Origin of the sequence: Streptosporangium sp. CA-135522 (assembly GCF_050949235.1) — a bacterium.
Lineage (GTDB): Bacteria > Actinomycetota > Actinomycetes > Streptosporangiales > Streptosporangiaceae > Streptosporangium.
This window is the reverse complement of sequence record NZ_CP192026.1, coordinates 6,813,932-6,830,795: the sequence shown is the minus strand read 5'-3', so window position 1 is coordinate 6,830,795 and position 16,864 is coordinate 6,813,932. Positions and strand designations below refer to the sequence as shown.

16 protein-coding genes are annotated in these 16,864 nt (G+C 72.0%); 7 read left to right on the top strand and 9 right to left on the bottom strand.

The features are described 5' to 3' along the window. The first annotated feature begins 42 nt into the window (after positions 1-42). The 5 genes from ACQPYK_RS32605 (at position 43) to ACQPYK_RS32585 (ending at position 5,058) form a co-directional block, all read left to right on the top strand. The gene (locus ACQPYK_RS32605) at positions 43-669 is read left to right on the top strand and encodes a TetR/AcrR family transcriptional regulator (RefSeq protein ID WP_433239405.1); all 627 of its coding nucleotides are present in this window, start codon (positions 43-45) and stop codon (positions 667-669) included. A gap of 172 nt (positions 670-841) precedes the next feature. Continuing rightward, a complete protein-coding gene (locus tag ACQPYK_RS32600) occupies positions 842-2,167 on the top strand; it encodes an aminotransferase class V-fold PLP-dependent enzyme (protein ID WP_433239402.1) in 1,326 nt (441 codons plus the stop codon). 124 nt (positions 2,168-2,291) lie between these two features. Then, entirely contained in the window at positions 2,292-2,675 is a 384-nt protein-coding gene (locus tag ACQPYK_RS32595) for a hypothetical protein (RefSeq protein ID WP_433239399.1), read from the top strand. Between the two features lie 83 nt (positions 2,676-2,758). Then, on the top strand, positions 2,759-3,817 hold the full coding sequence (locus ACQPYK_RS32590; protein WP_433239396.1) for a PLP-dependent cysteine synthase family protein: 1,059 nt from the start codon (positions 2,759-2,761) through the stop codon (positions 3,815-3,817). Next, positions 3,817-5,058, top strand: coding sequence for an MDR family MFS transporter (locus tag ACQPYK_RS32585; RefSeq protein ID WP_433239393.1), 1,242 nt, complete (start codon positions 3,817-3,819; stop codon positions 5,056-5,058). The genes ACQPYK_RS32590 and ACQPYK_RS32585 overlap by 1 nt, the downstream gene beginning before the upstream one ends. A 61-nt stretch (positions 5,059-5,119) precedes the next feature. On the opposite strand, the gene ACQPYK_RS32580 is transcribed toward ACQPYK_RS32585, so the two are convergent. Continuing rightward, complete coding sequence (locus tag ACQPYK_RS32580; RefSeq protein WP_433239390.1) at positions 5,120-5,560, bottom strand: Lrp/AsnC family transcriptional regulator; 441 nt, start codon at positions 5,558-5,560, stop codon at positions 5,120-5,122. Positions 5,561-5,706: 146 nt separating this feature from the next. On the opposite strand from ACQPYK_RS32580, the gene ACQPYK_RS32575 reads away from it, so the two are divergent. Then, positions 5,707-6,561 carry a tryptophan 2,3-dioxygenase gene (locus ACQPYK_RS32575; protein WP_433239387.1) on the top strand — a complete coding sequence of 285 codons (855 nt, stop codon included), beginning with the start codon at positions 5,707-5,709 and terminating at the stop codon, positions 6,559-6,561. A gap of 34 nt (positions 6,562-6,595) precedes the next feature. Here ACQPYK_RS32575 and ACQPYK_RS32570 read toward each other — a convergent pair whose 3' ends face one another. Further along, entirely contained in the window at positions 6,596-7,585 is a 990-nt protein-coding gene (locus ACQPYK_RS32570) for a LysR substrate-binding domain-containing protein (RefSeq protein ID WP_433239384.1), read from the bottom strand. 71 nt (positions 7,586-7,656) lie between these two features. On the opposite strand from ACQPYK_RS32570, the gene ACQPYK_RS32565 reads away from it, so the two are divergent. Continuing rightward, entirely contained in the window at positions 7,657-8,523 is an 867-nt protein-coding gene (locus tag ACQPYK_RS32565) for a 4-hydroxy-tetrahydrodipicolinate synthase family protein (RefSeq protein ID WP_433239381.1), read from the top strand. Here the strand turns inward: ACQPYK_RS32565 and ACQPYK_RS32560 are convergent, their stop codons facing one another. The 7 genes from ACQPYK_RS32560 to ACQPYK_RS32530 all read right to left on the bottom strand — a co-directional run bounded on the left by ACQPYK_RS32560 (position 8,524) and on the right by ACQPYK_RS32530 (position 16,720). After that, positions 8,524-9,333: an Fpg/Nei family DNA glycosylase gene (locus ACQPYK_RS32560; protein WP_433239378.1), complete on the bottom strand. Its 810-nt coding sequence runs from the start codon at positions 9,331-9,333 to the stop codon at positions 8,524-8,526. 240 nt (positions 9,334-9,573) lie between these two features. After that, a complete protein-coding gene (locus tag ACQPYK_RS32555; protein WP_433239375.1) occupies positions 9,574-10,023 on the bottom strand; it encodes a DUF2809 domain-containing protein in 450 nt (149 codons plus the stop codon). A 52-nt stretch (positions 10,024-10,075) separates the two neighbouring features. Continuing rightward, entirely contained in the window at positions 10,076-10,390 is a 315-nt protein-coding gene (locus tag ACQPYK_RS32550; RefSeq protein WP_433239372.1) for an L-rhamnose mutarotase, read from the bottom strand. Positions 10,391-10,629: 239 nt separating this feature from the next. Further along, a complete protein-coding gene (locus ACQPYK_RS32545; RefSeq protein ID WP_433239369.1) occupies positions 10,630-10,992 on the bottom strand; it encodes a DUF5615 family PIN-like protein in 363 nt (120 codons plus the stop codon). After that, positions 10,989-11,432 (bottom strand): hypothetical protein, encoded by a 444-nt coding sequence (locus ACQPYK_RS32540; protein WP_433239366.1) that lies wholly within the window; start codon positions 11,430-11,432, stop codon positions 10,989-10,991. Before ACQPYK_RS32540 ends, ACQPYK_RS32545 begins: the two co-directional genes overlap by 4 nt. A gap of 186 nt (positions 11,433-11,618) precedes the next feature. Further along, positions 11,619-12,908, bottom strand: coding sequence for a M1 family metallopeptidase (locus ACQPYK_RS32535; RefSeq protein WP_433239363.1), 1,290 nt, complete (start codon positions 12,906-12,908; stop codon positions 11,619-11,621). A 14-nt stretch (positions 12,909-12,922) separates the two neighbouring features. Next, complete coding sequence (locus tag ACQPYK_RS32530; RefSeq protein WP_433239360.1) at positions 12,923-16,720, bottom strand: Pls/PosA family non-ribosomal peptide synthetase; 3,798 nt, start codon at positions 16,718-16,720, stop codon at positions 12,923-12,925. Between the last annotated feature and the right edge of the window lie 144 nt (positions 16,721-16,864).

Genomic DNA, 16,864 nt, shown 5'->3' with positions numbered 1-16,864 from the left:
GCAATGGGTGAATAAAGCTTCTGGATGCAGTAAAGTACGTGCATGGTCGATGGTCTGGGATTGCGCGAGCGCAAGAAGCTGCGCACCAGGCGTGCGCTGATCGAGGCGGCTCTGCACCTGTTCGAGGAGAAGGGCTACGAGGAGACCACCGTCGCGGAGATCGCCGCGGCGGCGGACATCTCGACACGGACGTTCTTCAGCTACTTCGCGAGCAAGGAGGACGTGGTCTTCTTCGACGTCCAGGCGCGCATCGGCGAGGCCGTCGAGACGATCACGCAACGCCGGCCCGGCGAGACGGTGGTCGAGCTCCTGCTCCGCATGGCCGAGCAGAGCCTGGCCCACGCCGTCGCGGCGACCGACCTGGCCATGGCGCTGACCCCGCTCCGCACCCGCCTGATCATGTCGAACCCGGCGCTGCAGGCGCGCGCGTTGCGGCTGCTCTTCGACAGCCAGCGGCAGTTGGCCGAGGCGCTTCATCGGGCCTACTCCGAGGAGATCGACCTCGTCGAGGCGGCCGCCGCCGTCGGCGCGATCGTCGGAGGGGCCAAGCTCGCCATGATGGCCTGCCTGGAGCGGGGCGATTCACCGATGCAGGTGCTGGCGGCGGCGCGCAGGGCCACCGAGATCGTCATACGAGGCCTGCAGTCGGTGGACGCGCCGCGTCTCTGACCGTGCGCCGCGCTTCTGGTCGTGCGCCGCGTCTCTGATCGGGTGCGCGCCACGCCCGCGCGGCGCGGATGCGGACCTGTGAGGCAGGGTCGGCGCACACTGGAACCCGATCGCTGCAATCACCGGGGTGCGCCACAGGGCGAAGCCTCACCGTCTCGCGTGGAGTGGTTCGATGGTCATATCCAGGCGCCAGATGGTGGCCGGGCTCGGCGGGCTGGCCACCTCCCTCGCCTCGCGACCGGCCGCCCCCGGCCCGGCACCCGAACCGCCGCCCGCCGGAGTGCCGGCCGTTCCCGCGGACGTCGCCCCCGACCGGCTGGCCCGGGACGAGGCCTTCTGGCGCACCGTCGCACGGCAGTACCGGGTCAGCCCGGACTTCGTCAACCTGGAGAACGGCTACTACGGGATCATGCCCGAGCCGGTGCGTCAGGCCTACCACCGCAACGTGGACTACCTGAACGAGCAGAACTCCCACCTGCTGCGCACCACCTACAAGGCCCGGGCCGACGAGGTGAGGCAGCGCCTCGCCACCGTCGCCGGCGTGCTCGGGGAGGAGATCGCCCTCACCCGCGGTGGCACCGAGGCGCTGCAGAACCTGATCGCCGGCTACAACCGGCTGCGCCCGGGTGACGCGGTGATGTACGCCGACCTCGATTACCACAGCACGCAGTACGCCATGAACTGGCTGCGCGATCGGCGCGGCGTGAGCGTGGAGCGGATGATCGTCCCGGAGCCGGCCACCCGTCAGGCGGTGCTGGACGCCTACGCCGGAGCCCTGCGCGAGCGGCCCCGGGTCAAGCTGCTCCTGCTCAGCCACATGAACAACCGCACCGGTCTCGTCCTGCCGGTGCGGGAGATCGTCGCCATGGCGCGGGACAGGGGCGTCGACGTCATCGTCGACGCCGCCCACTCATGGGGACAGCTCGACTTCACCATCGCCGACCTCGGGGCGGACTTCGTCGGATCCTCCCTGCACAAGTGGATGGGGGCGCCGCTCGGGGCCGGATTCCTCTACATCCGCAAGGACCGCCTGGCCGACATCGACCCGGCGTTCGCCGACGAGACCTATCCCGGCGGCGACATCCGCTCGCGGGTCCACTCCGGCACCATGGACGTCGCGCCGATCCTCACGGTGGACACCGCGCTGGACTTCCATGACGCCCTGGGCGCCGCGGCCAAGCAGTCACGTCTGCGCTTCCTGCGGGACCGCTGGGTCCACCAGGTGCGCGACATTCCCAACCTGGAGATCCTGACCCCCGAAGATCCCGCCATGTACGGGACGATCACCGCCTTCCGGATCGCAGGTCGTGTCTCGGAGGCCGACAACGTCGCGATCACCGACCGTCTGTTCGAGCGGTACCGGATCTTCACGGTACGGCGGGGCGGGCCCGCCAAAGGCGACTGCGTCCGGGTGACGCCCGCGCTGTTCACCTCGCGAGACGACGTCGACCTGCTGGCCACGGCGGTGCGCGACCTCGCCCGCCGCTTGCGCCGCTGACCGATCCGACGAGGTCCGTCCGCCGCCGTGACGGCGCGCCGGACGGCCGTCACGGCAGCCGGCCGATATGAAAGACCCCCGCCTTCACTCTCTGTAATTGCTCGTATACATTAAGTCACTAGATATGAGCGTTCAGTGGAGAGTCCAGGGCAAGCCACGCGTGGCCGCGTGGCTTGCCCTGCTGGTCGGAACCCTCACGGTGATCCATCTGTGGAGCCACGCCGCGATCCCGTACAAGGATCGGGCGTGCCGGATCGTCTCGGCCGCCGCGGCGGACTCACACCCGTCATCGCAGGATCATCACTGTGAGCAGGCCCACGCGGCCGAATGCGTGCCCCCCTCCGTCTGGTCTCCGCCGCCTCCCCAGGACAGAGGTGTCCTGGCCCACGCGGCCACCGTCACCGTGGTCCCGGCTCCGCCCGTGCCCGCACGGCTGGGCAGGGCTCCGCCGGCCGGCTATCGGGCGAGGTCCGTGCTGACCCACACCCTGGAGATCTGTCGCTGCTGATGCGCGGGGAGGCCGCCCGTCCACCGGGACGCGCGGCCCCCGAACACGCCGTCACAGATCAGCGACCATCGCAAGGGTGCATCATGTCGTCAATTTCCACCGTCCACGTCCAATCTCCTCGCCTCACCGACCTGGTGGGCAAGACACCCATCTGCCGGATCGGCGAACCCTTCGTCCCCGACGGCCGGGCTTTCTGGGCCAAGCTGGAAGGGGCCAACCCCGGCGGACTGAAGGACCGCCCCGCGCTGCACATCGTCCAGCGCGCCCGGGCCCGCGGAGAGCTCGCTCCGGGCGCGATGATCCTCGACTCCAGCTCGGGAACCTTCGGACTCGGTCTCGCGCTCGCCGGAATCGTGCACGGCCATCCGGTCACGGTGGTCTCCGACCCCGGCATGGAGGCCATCGTGCACGGCATGCTGGCCGCCTACGGCACGCGCATCGAGACCGTCACCGAACCGCACCCGGCGGGCGGCTGGCAGCAGGCACGCCTTGACCGGGTGGAGGAGCTGCTCAGAGCCCATCCGGACGCCTATTGGGCCCGCCAGTACGACAACCCCGACAACGTCGACGCCTACGCCGAACTCGCCCACGAACTGATCGTCCAGGTCGGCCGTGTCGACGTGCTGGTGTGCAGCGTCGGTACCGGTGGCCACTCGGCGGGCATCATCGACGTGCTGCGCCGTTTCCACCCGCGTACACGCCTGATCGGCGTGGACGCCACCGGGTCGACGATCTTCGGCCAGCCGGCGCGACCCCGGCTGATGCGAGGTCTCGGCAGCAGCATCCGTCCGCGCAACGTCGCCTATGACGCGTTCGACGAGGTGCACTGGGTCGCCCCGCACGAGGCGGTGTGGGCCAGCCGGAAGCTGGCCGCCACCCACTACACCACCGGAGGCTGGAGCGTCGGCGCCGTCACCGTGGTCGCCTCCTGGTACGCCCGGGTGATGCCGCCGCACACCCGCATCGTGGCGATCTTTCCCGACGGGCCCGCCCGCTACTACACCACGGTCTTCGACGACGCCTACTGCGCCGAGCACGACCTGCTCGACCGCCCTCCCGCGGACGAGCCCGAGGAGATCGCCCATCCGGGGGCGGCCGAGGTGTCACGCTGGACCCGCTGCGCCACGGTGGTGAGCTCCTGATGTGGCGGCGGCTGCGTTCCTTCGACCGCAGCGTCCAGCTGCTCATGCTCAACCAGCTGACCATCAACACCGGTTTCTACATGCTGATGCCCTACCTGGCCGGACACCTGTCCGGCGGGCTGGGCATGGCCGCCTGGACGGTCGGCATGGTGCTCGGCGTGCGCAACCTGTGCCAGCAGGGGTTGTTCCTGCTCGGCGGCACCATCGCCGACCGGCTCGGCTACAAGCCCGTCATCGTCGCCGGGTGCCTGCTGCGGACCGCGGGCTTCGCCCTGCTCGGAGTGGTCGACTCCCTTCCGGCGCTCCTGGTCGCCTCGGCCGCGACCGGGTTCGCCGGAGCACTGTTCAACCCGGCGGTGCGCGCCTATCTCGCCCACGACGCCGCCGACCGCCGGGTGGAGGCGTTCGCGCTGTTCAACATCTTCTACCAGGCCGGAATCCTGGTGGGCCCGCTCATCGGGCTGGCCCTGGTCGCGGTGGACTTCCGGCTGGCGTGCCTGACCGCGGCGGCCCTCTTCGCGGTGCTGACCGCCCTGCAGATCCGCGCGCTGCCACGGTGCCGCATCGAGGCGGCTCCCGCCCGAGGGGTCCTCGCCGACTGGTGGAGCGTGTTGTCGGGCCGGTCGTTCATGCTGTTCGCGCTGGCGATGACCGGGGCGTACGTGCTGTCGTTCCAGCTCTATCTGGCGCTCCCGCTGCAGCTGAACGGCGCGGGCCCCGTCGGCGCGTTGTTCGTGCTCTCGGCCGTCGTCGCCATCGCCGGCCAGCTCCGCATCACCGACTGGGCCCGCCGCCGCTGGTCCCATTCCGCGGCCATCACCCGCGGCCTGCTCCTCATGGCGGTGGCCTTCCTTCCGCCGGCGGTGTCCGGCGCGGCGTGGCCGTACTCCACCGCGGCGCGGGTGGGCGCGGTCCTGCTCTGCGCGGTGGTGCTGACGCTCGCGACGACGCTGACCTATCCCTTCGAGATGGACACGGTCGTCTCCCTGTCCGGTGGCCGGCTCGTCGCCACTCACTACGGCCTCTACAACACCGTGGCCGGGATCGGCATCGCCCTGGGCAACCTGCTGACCGGCCTGCTGCTCGACCGCGGGTCCGCGGTGACGCCATGGCTCGTGCTGTCGGCGCTGGGAGGCGCCTGCGCGCTGGCCGTCCACCTCCTCGGCCGGCGGGGCCGGCTCACCATGGAGGAGACGGATCGGGGGGAGGGGCGGCTCACTGCGGTGGATGCGCAGAGGTGAGCAGAGGTGAAGAGCGCCGGTCCGGTCCGCCATCGATCGCCGGCCTCGGGGCCGCTCTCGCCTAGGTGGGGGAGAGCGGCCGCCAGGGGACCGGGCTGGAGAGCACCATCATGCTCGACGGGTGACCGTACGGTGCGAGCCGGTCGATCAGCTCCTCGAAGGCCGTCATCGAGGAGGCGGCCACCCGCAACAGGCAACAGGTGTCGCCGGTCACCCGGTGGACCTCCAGGATCTCCGGCCAGGCCAGAGCCTGCTCGTCGCGCAGCACGCAGCGGGGTCCGTAACACGACATCCTGATCAACGCGGCCACCCCGCGCCCGGCCAGGGCCGGGTCGACCCGCGCGTGGTAGCCGGTGATCACTCCGGACTCCTCCAGGCGGCGCACTCGCTCGGCCACCGCCGGGGCCGACATGTGGACCCGGCGCGCGAGCTCGCTGTAGGACAGCCGCGCGTCCCCCTGCAGTTCGGCCAGCAGCGCCCAGTCCATCGCATCCACCGTCATGCTCCGTCACACTCCGTCATGCCGCAGCCCGGAAAGCCCAACGCCTTCCGTTCGAAAGGCTAAAGCCTGAAATCGCCTTGTTCCTATTATTTCCGGACCTGTCAATACGGGCCACCATGGAGGTGAACAACCTCAAGGAGTCACTGATGACCAGCACCAGGCAGCTCAGCGCGCGAGACCGGGAAGAGCGGGCCGTGGCCAACGAGGGACTGCCCACGCTCGGATTCGACGCGGCCACGCCGTACGACGACTACGTCGGCACCGCCACCCTGCACCGGCTTCAGCGCACCGTCACCGACGCCCCCGAAGAGCTCGCGTTCCTGGTCACCACCCAGGTGATGGAGCTCTACTTCGGCCTGCTCCGCTCGGAGTGGCAGCTCGCCCAGCGCCAGCTCGACGATGACGACGCCGCCGCCGCGACCGTGACGATCAAGCGCTCGGTACGCCACTTCGAGGCGCTCAACGCCGCGTGGGCGTCGCTCAGCTGGCTCACCCCCGCGCAGTTCAACCAGTTCCGCGACGCGCTCGGCGAGGCGTCGGGCTTCCAGTCGGCGCTCTACCGGCACGTGGAGTTCCTGCTCGGCAACAAGTCCGAAGCGCTCATCCGCCCGCACCGCCGCAACCCCGACGCCTACCGGGAGCTCACCGAGGCGCTCGCCCGGCCGAGCCTGTACGACTCGGTGCTCGCCTTCCTGGCCCGCAACGGCCACGTGATACCCCCGGAGGTGGTCGAACGCGACCACTCCGTCGAATACGAGCCCCACCCCGAGGTCGAGGCGGTCTGGGTCGAGGTGTACGGCGGGCCGCTGGCACCGCTGGCCGACGCGCTGACCGACCTGGCCGAGCAGTTCTCCGACTGGCGTTACCGGCACCTGATGGCGGTGCGCCGCTCAATGGGCGCGAAGCCGGGCTCCGGCGGATCGAGCGGCCTGAGCTGGCTGGAGCGGAGCATGCGCCGGGAGATCTTCCCCGAACTCTGGAGCGCGCGCACGTTGATGTGAGGCCCTCGACGCGAGGCCGGCGCCTGTCGCGCGACTACCCGGCAGGGGACGTGTGAGGACCACCGGGGATCGACGACCGCAGCGCGGCGGTGAAGGCGGCGACGGCCGGGTGGGCCGCGGCTCCCCGGCGGAAGGCGATCTGGGTGCGGCGGCGCATCGGCAGCTCGGTGAGCCTGACTCCCCCGGGCGGGTCGGCCGCCCCGAGCTCCGGCACGAGCGCGACGCCCTGGCCCACCGCGACCATCGCCAGCACGGTGGTGAAGTCGTCGATGTGATGGCGGATCCTGGGGGCGAACCCGGCGGCCTGGCAGGCCCGCACGGTCATCGTGTGGCAGAGCGTGCCGGGTTTGGAGACGATCCAGGAGTCGTCGCGCCGCCGTAGCAGCGAGTCGGCCACGTCGTCGCCGGGACCGGCGGGCGAACGAGCGTCGCCGGGACCGGCGGGCGAGCGGGCGGCGCCGGGCGCGCCGTGCCCCGCCGGGGTGGCGTCGCCGTCTCCGGAGGCCAGATACATGGGCTCCTCCAGCAGGGGTTCGGTGTCCAGGGCGAGGTCGGGGACGGCGGGAACGAAGTCGTACTCGTGGACGAGGGCGACGTCCAGGTCGCCCGCCCGCAGCCGGGGCGCCACCTCGGCGGGGTCGATCTCGTCCACCATCGGCTCCAGCCCGGGATGGTCGCGGCCGAGGGCGGCCAGGGCTGCGGGCAGGATGGTGCGGGTGGCGGTGGGGAAGGCGCCGACCCGGATGATCCCGACCAGGCCCGTGTGCGCGGCCGCCAGCTCCGCCGAGGCCTGCTCCAGCCGTTCGAGCACGGCTTCGGCGTGTCCGACCAGCGCGACCCCGGCGGGGGTGAGCGTCACCCGGCGGCCGGTCCGCTCCAGCAGGGCCACCCCGGCCTCCCGCTCCAGCGCCGCGAGCTGCTGGGAGACCGCCGAGGGCGTGAACGTCATGGCCTCGGCGACCGCGGCGATCGTGCCACGGTAGGACAGTTCGCGGAGCAGCCGCAGGCGTCGCACATCGAGCATCAGTTCAGCTTAACGGTTTCGGAAGAAAACAGAACTGGACCTGCACGGTCACCGGCCGCGAGGCTGAGAACATGACATTTCACGGCGTTTACGTTCCCCTGATCACCCCATTCGCCGAGGACGGCGAGATCGCCGTGGAGGCGCTCGAAGGTCTGGCGCGCGCCGTGCTCGACGAGGGGGCCGCCGGGCTGGTCGCGCTCGGCACCACCGCCGAGGTCGCGATGCTCGCCGACGAGGAACGGCGGGCGGTCGTCGAGGTGTGCGCGAAGGCGTGCCGGGAGCGGGGGGCGACGCTGGTCGTCGGCGCCGGCGGCAGCGACACCCGCGGCTCCGTCGAGGCCCTGCGCGGGCTCAAGGACCGGGCGGACGCCGCACTGGTGACCGTGCCGTCCTTCGTCCGCCCGTCCGAGGCCGGAGTGCTCGCCCACTTCACCGTGCTGGCCGAGCAGAGCCCGGTGCCGCTGATCGTCTACAACATCCCCTACCGGACGGGGCAGTCCGTGGGCGCGGCCACCCTGCGCCGGCTGGGAGAGCTGCCCATGGTGACCGGGGTCAAGCACGCGGTCGGCGGCGTCGACCAGGACACCGTCACCCTGCTGGCCGACCCGCCCGAGGACTTCGCGGTGCTCGCCGGGGACGACCCCTTCTTCTCCGCCCTGCTGGCCCTCGGCGCCTCCGGCGGCATCCTCGCCTCGGCCCACCTGCACACCGGCCGGTTCGTCGAGCTGGTGGAGGCCTGGCGCTGCGGCGACGTCGCCCACGCCCGCGCGCTGGGTCACCGGCTCTCGGTCATGTCGGCGAGCCTGTTCGCCGAGCCCAACCCCACGGTGATCAAGGGCGTGCTGCACGCCCGTGGCCTGATCCCCACTGCCTCGGTCCGGCTCCCGCTGGTCCCCGCGAGCCAGGACTCGATCGAGGCGGCCGCGCGCCTCGTGTGATCACCCGCCCTGGCAGCGCGGGCACCAGAAGAGGTTGCGGCCGGCGAGCACCCCGGCGCGGACCTCGCAGCCGCACAGCAGGCAGGGCATCCCCGCGCGCCGGTAGACGTAGACCTCGCCGCCGTGGCCGTCGACACGGGGCGGGCGGCCCATCGCCTCGGGCGTGTGCTCGGGCCTGACCGTGTCGATCCGGCCCGCCCGCACCCCGTCCGCCATGAGCTCCACCAGATCCGCCCAGATGGCCGCCCACTGCGTGTGAGCGAGGTCGCGGCCGGGACGGGACGGGTCGACGCCCTGCCGGAACAGTGCCTCGGCGCGGTAGATGTTGCCCACGCCCGCCACGACCGACTGGTCCATCAGCAGGACGCCGATGGAGGTGCGGCTGCGGCCGATCCGCCGCCAGGCGAGCTCGGGATCGGCGTCGGCGCGCAACGGGTCGGGCCCGAGCCTGTCGTGCAGCGCCTTCTTCTCCGCGGGGTCCAGCAGCTCGCAGGTGTTGGGCCCGCGCAGGTCGGCGTACTCTTCGGCGTTGCTCAGGCGCAGCCGCACCACGCCCGTCGGCGCGGGCGCCGGCGCCGGGCCGAAGGCGTATCTGCCGTAGATCCCCAGGTGCACGTGAAGCCAGCGGTCGTCGTCGAAGCCGAGCAGCAGATGCTTGCCGTGCGCGTCGGTCTCCCGCAGCACCCGCCCGTCGATCTGGCGGGCCCCGGCGGCGAACCTGCCCTGCGGGCTCTCGGCGCGCACCACTTCGCCGCCGAACGTTCGCCGGTGCTGCTCGGCCAGGCGGTGAATGGTGTGTCCCTCGGGCATTCCACAGAGCGTAATTCATGACGCCCTTCCCCCGGCCGCGACCCGGGACGGCCGCTGCCGTTCCACCGCCCCGAAGATCCATGCGGCCTGATGGAAGAGAGCGTCTCGCGGGAGGATGTGCCCGGCATCGACCTGTACGCCGAACGGGATCGCGGTGACCTGTGCCGTGACCGCCCGCTGTCCCGGCTTCCGGCGATGGTCACACCGGAGGAGGGCGAGGTCCTCGGGATCGAGTCGAGATCATCTTCTGTGCACCCTCCGGGCGGGCTCCCCAGGGTCTCCGGGCGGGACGGCTCGGCGCAGGAGGGCGTGCGCCGCCGCGGCGAAGGCCGCTCCGGCGATGTAGGCGAGCAGGTCGGCGACGCCGAACGTGCTGCCGAGCACCAGCCTGGCCAGCACGCTCATCTCGGAGAGGGCGGCCGGGACGGGGGTGAGCTGGGCGAACTCGACCGCCCAGCTGAACGCCAGGGCGCCCGCCGCGGCCCGGACCGGCGAGACCCGAGGCCGGACCAGCACGATCAGCGCGTGAACCAGCACGGTGTAGAGGGCGTCACCGGCGTACTTGCCGAACCAGCCGCCGGTGAGCGCGCGGACCGAAAGCCCGGCGGCGACGGTCGCGACGACCGCGAGCACGGCGGGCAGGCGGCTGCGGAGCGCGGGGAGCGGGCGGTTCAGGGGGGCGGGAGGCACCCGCTCACGATAGCGATCGGGTCACGGCGCTCGTGCCGCGGTGAAGGGCGGCTCAGGGGAGCCGCCACACCGCGGGAAGTCCCTTGTCCCCGCCGCCGGCGGAGTAGTCGTGCGCGACCTCCAGCAGCTCGCCCATCCGGGCCTGCCAGGCGATGTTCACCGGCAGGTCGGCCAGCGAGGCGATCAGCGCCTCGTAGTCGTCACAGTCGATCACGTGGAAGAGCTCCAGGCCGCTGCGCCAGATCGTCCACTCGTGCGCGCCACCCCTCCTGATCGCCTCCACCAGCTCGGCGGGCACCTCCCGGTGCGCCTGCTCGTACTCCGACTCCCCGCCCGGCCTGATCCGGGTGTGCAACGCGACGCGCACGCGAACTCCTTCGTAGGTCGTAGCGCAATGTATAGCAGAGATCCGACCTATTTCCAGACAGGTCTGGGTAGAGTGAAATTTATTGGGGTTAAGGCGGTAAAAGATCCGATGAAAGAGGAGGGTGGTGCGGGGGAGCCGTACGGCCGGACGGGGGAGTGGCCTCTCCGGCGGCTTGGGCTCTGTACGGCGCCGCTCAGGAGAGCGGCGGCCGAGGGTGGTCATGGTCGCGGATACGGCCGTCAGACCAGCCAGTCCACCTGGCCGAGGGTGGGTAGCCTCTTTTCGGACAGGAGCCCGTCCAAGGCCTCGACCAGTCGGCCGATCGAGATCTTGGTTCTCGGAAAACGACGTGGGTTGCTGTAGAGGAGGCCCGCGCACGGCTGGCCGTCGTGGAGTCGCCGTGCCCGGAGGATTTCGAAATCACGGACGTTCTCGGTGAGCAGGCGGCGACGTTCCGCAACTGCCAGATCCAGCACCTGAGGATCGGCGAGCCCCCGGCCTTCGGGGCGTTCGACGAGCGCGACGACGTCGTGCCCTCGTTCGCGAAGACTCTCGGCGAGCAGGGGTGCGAACATCTCGTCCAGCAGAAGTCCGCCGCTCATGACGCCAGCAGCCCCCGCTCTCGTCTCCAGCGTTCCTCCGCCTTCTGCGCGGCGGCGTCGGCTCCGGCGATCTGCGTATCGATCTCGTCCGGATAATCCGACCAGTAGCGGATCGCCGTTCTGACCTGGTGAGGCGGGAGCCCGGAGTATTCGGCGGTCATGGCCACGATCTCGTCGGCGGTCGCGTCCGGCTCGGCGGCGCGGGTCGCCCTGATCGCTCGGATGACCTCCCAGACGTCGGGGCCGCCGACGACCACCGCCCGGCGGCCCGACGGCCCGGTCCGGAACAACACGCCCGGGTGTTCCTCCATCCGCAGGGCCTCAGTGATGAGAAGGTTGACGGCGGCGGAGACCGAAAGCCCCGGGTGTTCCATGACGAACTTTGCAAGCTTGTCCAGGACGGCGTCCTCGAACCGGACGGACCGTGGTGTCGGTGACATGACTACAGCGTAGGCGAACGTAGCCGACCGGAGGCAAGATTCGCCGGTACGGCCCGCGGGTGCGCGCCGTCGGCGCGCAGGCCGGTGAAGCCGCCGAGACGGGCCGGAGCGCTCCGCCCCGGCGTCCGCGGGTGATGGGCCGCGAGCGTGGCGTCCGGGTGCACGGCGATCCGGTCCGGAGTCCTGTCAGGGCAGCGGCGGCAGGCGGGAGCCGTACAGCCAGGCCGACAGCAGCCCCTCCACCGGCTCGGGCGTGCGACGGGTGACCAGGGCGGCGAACTGTTCCGTCGTGACGGACCCGTGGCGGTGGCCGGCGGTCCACTCGCGCAGCAGCGCGAAGAAGGGCGCCTCGCCCAGGACGCGCCGGAGCGCGTGCAGGGTGAGCGCCCCGCGCTTGTAGACGCGGTCGTCGAACAGGTTCGGCGCGCCGGGGTCGGCGAGGACGAAGTCCTGGGGAAGGGCGGCGAGCCGCCGGTGCCAGCGGGCCGCGTGGTCGCCGGCGGCCGGGCCGCCGGAGGCCTCCGACCAGATCCACTCAGCGTATGCGGCGAACCCCTCGTGCAGCCAGATGTCGCGCCAGGCGGCCGCGGTCAGGCTGTTGCCGAACCACTGGTGCGCCAGCTCGTGGGCGACCAGCCGCTCCTCGCCGCGCCGGCCGTCGACATGGTTGACGCCGAAGATCGACATGCCCTGGGCCTCGACCGGGATCTCCAGCTCGTCGTCCACCACCACCGCGGTGTAGGAGCCGAACGGATAGGGGCCGAAGCGCTCGCAGAAGACCTCCATCATCCGGTCCTGGCGCCCGAAGTCGTGCCGGACCCGGAGGGCGAGCCTGGCGGGGAAGGCCAGCCGCATCCCCGGGCCGAGCTCGGCCTGCTGGTATCGGCCGATCTGGACGCTCGCCAGGTAGGAGGCCATCGGCTCGGCCTGCTCGTAGACCCAGGTGGTCGCCGACGCCGCCCGCCGCCGGGAGACCAGCTCCCCGTTGGCGATCACCGTGTACGGCGAGGCGGTGGTCACCGAGATCCGGTAGCCGGCCTTGTCGTCGGGCCGGTCGTTGCACGGGAACCACGACGGGGCCCCGATCGGCTGGCTGGCCACGATCACGCCGTCGGTCAGCTGCTCCCAGCCGAGGCCGCCCCAGTGGCTGGACACCGGCCGGGGAATGCCCGAGTAGCGGACCTCCACGCTGAACGGGCCCGCCCCCAGCCGTCCCGGCGCGAGGTGAAGCTTGCCCCCGCGGTGGGTGAAACGCACCGGCCTGCCGTCGACCAGCACACCGCCCACCCGGAAGGCGCCGAGGTCGAGGGAGAGGCGGTCGAGCGGCCCGCGCGCCACCGCCGACAGGCGGGCGATCCCGCCGAGCCGGTTGGCCGGGACCCGGTAGTCGAGGGACAGGTCGTAGTGCTCCACCCGGTAGCCGTCGTCGCCGTGCATGGGGAAGTAGAGCTTGCGGGGGGTCGTGCTCAGAACCACACCTGTTTCCTCTGCTATTTCCGCTGGGCCCACGCCGCGATCGGATTGCCGAACCAGCGCGTGCCCGGTGGCACCGATTCACCACGCATGACCAGGGACGCCGGTCCGACCGTGGTGTTGTCTCCGATCGAGGCGGCGGGCAGGACGACCCCGTGCGGGCCGAGTGTCGATCCGGCCCGCAGGACGACAGTATCGATGCTCATGACCCGATCATGGAACAGGTGCGTCTGCAGAACGCAGCCCCGGTTGACCGACACCCCGTCGCCCAGGGTGACGAGATCGACCTCCGGCAGCCAGTAGGTCTCGCACCACACCCCGCGGCCGATCCGCGCGCCGAGCGAGCGCAGCCACAGGTTCAGCGGCGCCGTGCCCAGCCAGGGCCGGGCGAACCAGGGGGCGGCCAATACCTCCACGAAGTTGTCGGCCAGCTCGTTGCGCCACACGAACGAGCTCCACAGCGGCCGGTCGCCGATCGCGATCCGGCCGACCAGCGCCCACTTGGCCACGGTGGTGACCGCCGCGGCGAGCACCCCCGCGCCGAGCAGCACCACACCGCTCAGCAGGCCGGCGACCGCGAAGCCGTACGCCCCGGCCAGCCACTCCAGGGTGGCCGCGGCCAGGACGGCGACCGCCACCGTGCACATCGCGGGAACGACCCGGCACACCTCGACGGCGGCGCGGGCGATCTTCAGTCCTGGCGGCGGGTCGTAGGTGCGGCTGCGGTCGCCGTCCTCGGCGGTACGGCGCAGCTCCACCGGCGGCATGCCGAGATAGGACGAGCCCGCCTTGGCCTTCTTCGGCGCCGCCGACAGCACCGCGACCAGCCCGTCCTTGGGGACCTTGCGGCCGGGCGCGGTCATCCCGGAGTTGCCGAGGAAGGCGCGCTTGCCGATCCGCACGTGGTCCACCCGGAAGCGCCCGCCGTCCAGCTCGTAGGGCGCGACCATCGTGTCGTCGGCGAGGAAGGCGCCGTCCCCGACGGAGGTCATCGACGGCAGCGCCAGCACCGTGGACAGCTCCACGTCCCGGCCGACCTTCATGCCCAGGGCGCGCAGCCACACGGGAGTGATCATGCTTGCGTACAGCGGGAACAGCCAGACCCGCGCCATCGACATCAGGCGTCCGGTGGCCCACGCCTGCCAGGCCTGGCGGCTGTGCACCGGATGGTGGCCGGCGTGCAGGCCGACCGCCAGCAGCCGCACCAGGACCAGGATCACCAGGGCAAGGGCCGCCATCGAGGTGACGGTGGCCAGCGGCACGCCGTACAGGACGCCGGACAGGGAGGTCGTGTCGCCGCCCAGGAGCACGGCGACTCCCGGGACCACGGCGACCAGCGGGACGAGGCTCAGCGCCAGCGCCGACAGCCCGTAGCCGGCCGCCCAGCGCCGCGAGCGCGGTGGCCGGTCGGCGGAGGAGGGGCGGGCCTTGCCCGTCCTGGCGGCGGGCACGCCCGCCCAGCGTTCCCCGGACGGCACCGGCCCCGCCACCGCGGAGCCGGGCGCCACCTGCGCGTTCTTGCCTATCCGCGCTCCCGGGAACAGGGTGGCGCGGGCGCCGACGGTGGCCGCGGTGCCGATCCTCACCTCGCCGACGTGCACCTGGTCGCCGTCGATCCAGTAACCGCTCAGGTCGACCTCGGGCTCGACCGCCGCGTTTTTACCCAGCCTGAGCATCCCGGTGATCGGCGGCGCCGAGTGCAGGTCCGCGTCGTCGCCGACCTGGGCGCCGAGCGCCCGGGCGTAGTGGGTGAGCCAGGGGGCGCTGGACAGCTCGGCCACACCGAGGCTCTCGGCGAGCCGCTCGGCGAACCAGATCTTCAGATGCGTCCTTCCACCCCGGGGGTAGGTGCCCGGCTTCAACCCCCGCAGCAGCAGCCGGGCCGCGCCCGCGGTCAGCGCGATCCGTCCGGCGGGGGAGACGAACAGGACACCGCCCAGCAGCACCCACCACCACGAGACCGCCGGCGCCCACGGCAGGCCGACCAGGTTGTTCAGCGCGGCCAGGCCGACCACCCAGCGCAGCGCGCCCGCGGTGAGCAGCGGCACGGTGAGGACCGCCTGCGCGACCGCGGCGCGGCGCGGCAGCGGCGTGACGACCCGGTCGGTGGTCACGACCTCGGGCGCGTCCAGCGCGGACAGGTGTCCGGCCAGCCCGCGCAGTGTCGGGTGCTCGTAGACGTCGCCCACGGTGACCGCCGGATAGCGGACCCGCAGCGCCGACACCAGCCGGGCCGCGGCGAGACTGGTGCCGCCCTCGGCGAAGAAGTCGCCCTCGGTGTCGCCGAGGACGTCCTGCCAGCAGCCGGCCACCCACGGGTCGACGCCGGGCCGCTCGACCTTCTCACGGTTGGGCAGCGGCCACGGCAGGGCGTCCCTGTCGATCTTCCCGGAGGTACGGGTGGGCAACTCGTCCACCAGGGCGATCCGCGGGACCAGCGCGGCGGGCAGCGCGTGGCGCAACTGCTCCCTGGCGTCCCCCTGATCGAACCCCTCGGCGGCCACCACGTAACCGACGAGCAACTGGTGCCCGCCGCCGGTGGTGCGCACCGCGGCCGCGGCGCCGGCGACCCCGGGCAGCGCCTGCAGGGCCGCATCCACCTCGCCCAGCTCGATGCGGCGCCCGCCCAGCTTGATCTGCTCGTCGGCCCGCCCGACGAAGAGCAGGCCCTCCGGCTCGGCCCGCACCAGGTCGCCGCTGCGGTAGGCCCGCTCCCAGCCGAGCGAGTCGAGCGGGGCGTACTTCTCGGCGTCCTTGGCCGGGTCGAGGTACCGGGCGAGGCCGACCCCGCCGATGACCAGCTCACCGGTCTCGCCCATCGCGACCGGCTCGCCGCCCGCGTCCACGACGGCCAGGTCCCAGCCGGTCAGCGGCAGCCCGATCCGCACCGGCCCGTCCCCGGTCAGCGGCGCCGCGCACGCGACCACCGTCGCCTCGGTCGGGCCGTAGGTGTTCCACACCTCGCGCCCCGGTACGGCCAGCCGCTCGGCCAGCTCAGGCGGGCACGCCTCGCCGCCGAAGATCAGCAACCGCACGTCGTCGAGCGTCTCGACCGGCCAGAGCGCCGCCAGTGTCGGCACCGTCGACACGACCGTGATGCCCATCTCGATCAGCCATGGTCCCAGGTCCATGCCGGTGCGCACCAGGGTCCGGGGCGCGGCCACCAGGCAGGCGCCGTACCGCCAGGCCAGCCACATCTCCTCACAGGAGGCGTCGAAGGCCACCGAGAGCCCGGCCAGCACCCGGTCGCCGGGTCCGATCGGCTCGCGGGTCAGGAACAGCTCCGCTTCGGCGTCCACGAACGCCGCCGCGCTGCGGTGGGACACCGCCACGCCCTTGGGCCTGCCGGTGGAGCCGGAGGTGAAGATGATCCACGCGTCGTCGTCCGGCGTCGGCCGGTCGGCGGCTCCCGCCGGCCCGTCCTCGTTGCGGAAGGGGACGACCTTCTCTCCCTCGCCGACGACGGCGCGCACCCCCGCCTCGGTGAAGACCAGCTCGGCCCGCTCGTCGGGGTCGTCGGCGTCCACGGGAACATAGGCCGCGCCGGCCGTCAGCACGGCCAGGATCGCGACGTAGAGGCCGACGGTGCCCGAGGGCACCCGTACCCCCACGCGATCGCCGCGCCCTACTCCCGCCTGCCTCAGCTCGCCGGCCAGCCGGCCGACCTCGGCCCGCAGGCCGAGGTAGTCGAGACGGGTCCGGCCGTCGTCGAGTGCGGCGGCGTGCGGATGGCGCCGGGTCGTCTGGTCGAGGATGTCCAGCAGCGTACGGGCCCGTGGCGCGGGTCCTCCCGGCAGAATCGCCCGCGATGACAAGTCGGTTTCCGCCGGCAACGTGCTCACATTTCCCCCCACTGTCAGGCTTACCCCGTGTATCAGGTCACCCTGAGCCGAGACAGCCTACGTGGGCGAGATGAACGCAATTTGTGACGGATATCTGTACGTGCCGTGAATTTCGCC

What these genes read in the sequence shown, in the direction of transcription:
- ACQPYK_RS32580 (WP_433239390.1), bottom strand. Translation starts at nt 5,560, where the DNA reads ATGACGGTGGATGCGATGGACTGGGCGCTGCTGGCCGAACTGCAGGGG.
- ACQPYK_RS32600 (WP_433239402.1), top strand. Translation starts at nt 842, where the DNA reads ATGGTCATATCCAGGCGCCAGATGGTGGCCGGGCTCGGCGGGCTGGCC.
- ACQPYK_RS32540 (WP_433239366.1), bottom strand. Translation starts at nt 11,432, where the DNA reads ATGTCACCGACACCACGGTCCGTCCGGTTCGAGGACGCCGTCCTGGAC.
- ACQPYK_RS32545 (WP_433239369.1), bottom strand. Translation starts at nt 10,992, where the DNA reads ATGAGCGGCGGACTTCTGCTGGACGAGATGTTCGCACCCCTGCTCGCC.
- ACQPYK_RS32585 (WP_433239393.1), top strand. Translation starts at nt 3,817, where the DNA reads ATGTGGCGGCGGCTGCGTTCCTTCGACCGCAGCGTCCAGCTGCTCATG.
- ACQPYK_RS32595 (WP_433239399.1), top strand. Translation starts at nt 2,292, where the DNA reads ATGAGCGTTCAGTGGAGAGTCCAGGGCAAGCCACGCGTGGCCGCGTGG.
- ACQPYK_RS32575 (WP_433239387.1), top strand. Translation starts at nt 5,707, where the DNA reads ATGACCAGCACCAGGCAGCTCAGCGCGCGAGACCGGGAAGAGCGGGCC.
- ACQPYK_RS32590 (WP_433239396.1), top strand. Translation starts at nt 2,759, where the DNA reads ATGTCGTCAATTTCCACCGTCCACGTCCAATCTCCTCGCCTCACCGAC.
- ACQPYK_RS32560 (WP_433239378.1), bottom strand. Translation starts at nt 9,333, where the DNA reads ATGCCCGAGGGACACACCATTCACCGCCTGGCCGAGCAGCACCGGCGA.
- ACQPYK_RS32565 (WP_433239381.1), top strand. Translation starts at nt 7,657, where the DNA reads ATGACATTTCACGGCGTTTACGTTCCCCTGATCACCCCATTCGCCGAG.
- ACQPYK_RS32605 (WP_433239405.1), top strand. Translation starts at nt 43, where the DNA reads ATGGTCGATGGTCTGGGATTGCGCGAGCGCAAGAAGCTGCGCACCAGG.
- ACQPYK_RS32570 (WP_433239384.1), bottom strand. Translation starts at nt 7,585, where the DNA reads ATGCTCGATGTGCGACGCCTGCGGCTGCTCCGCGAACTGTCCTACCGT.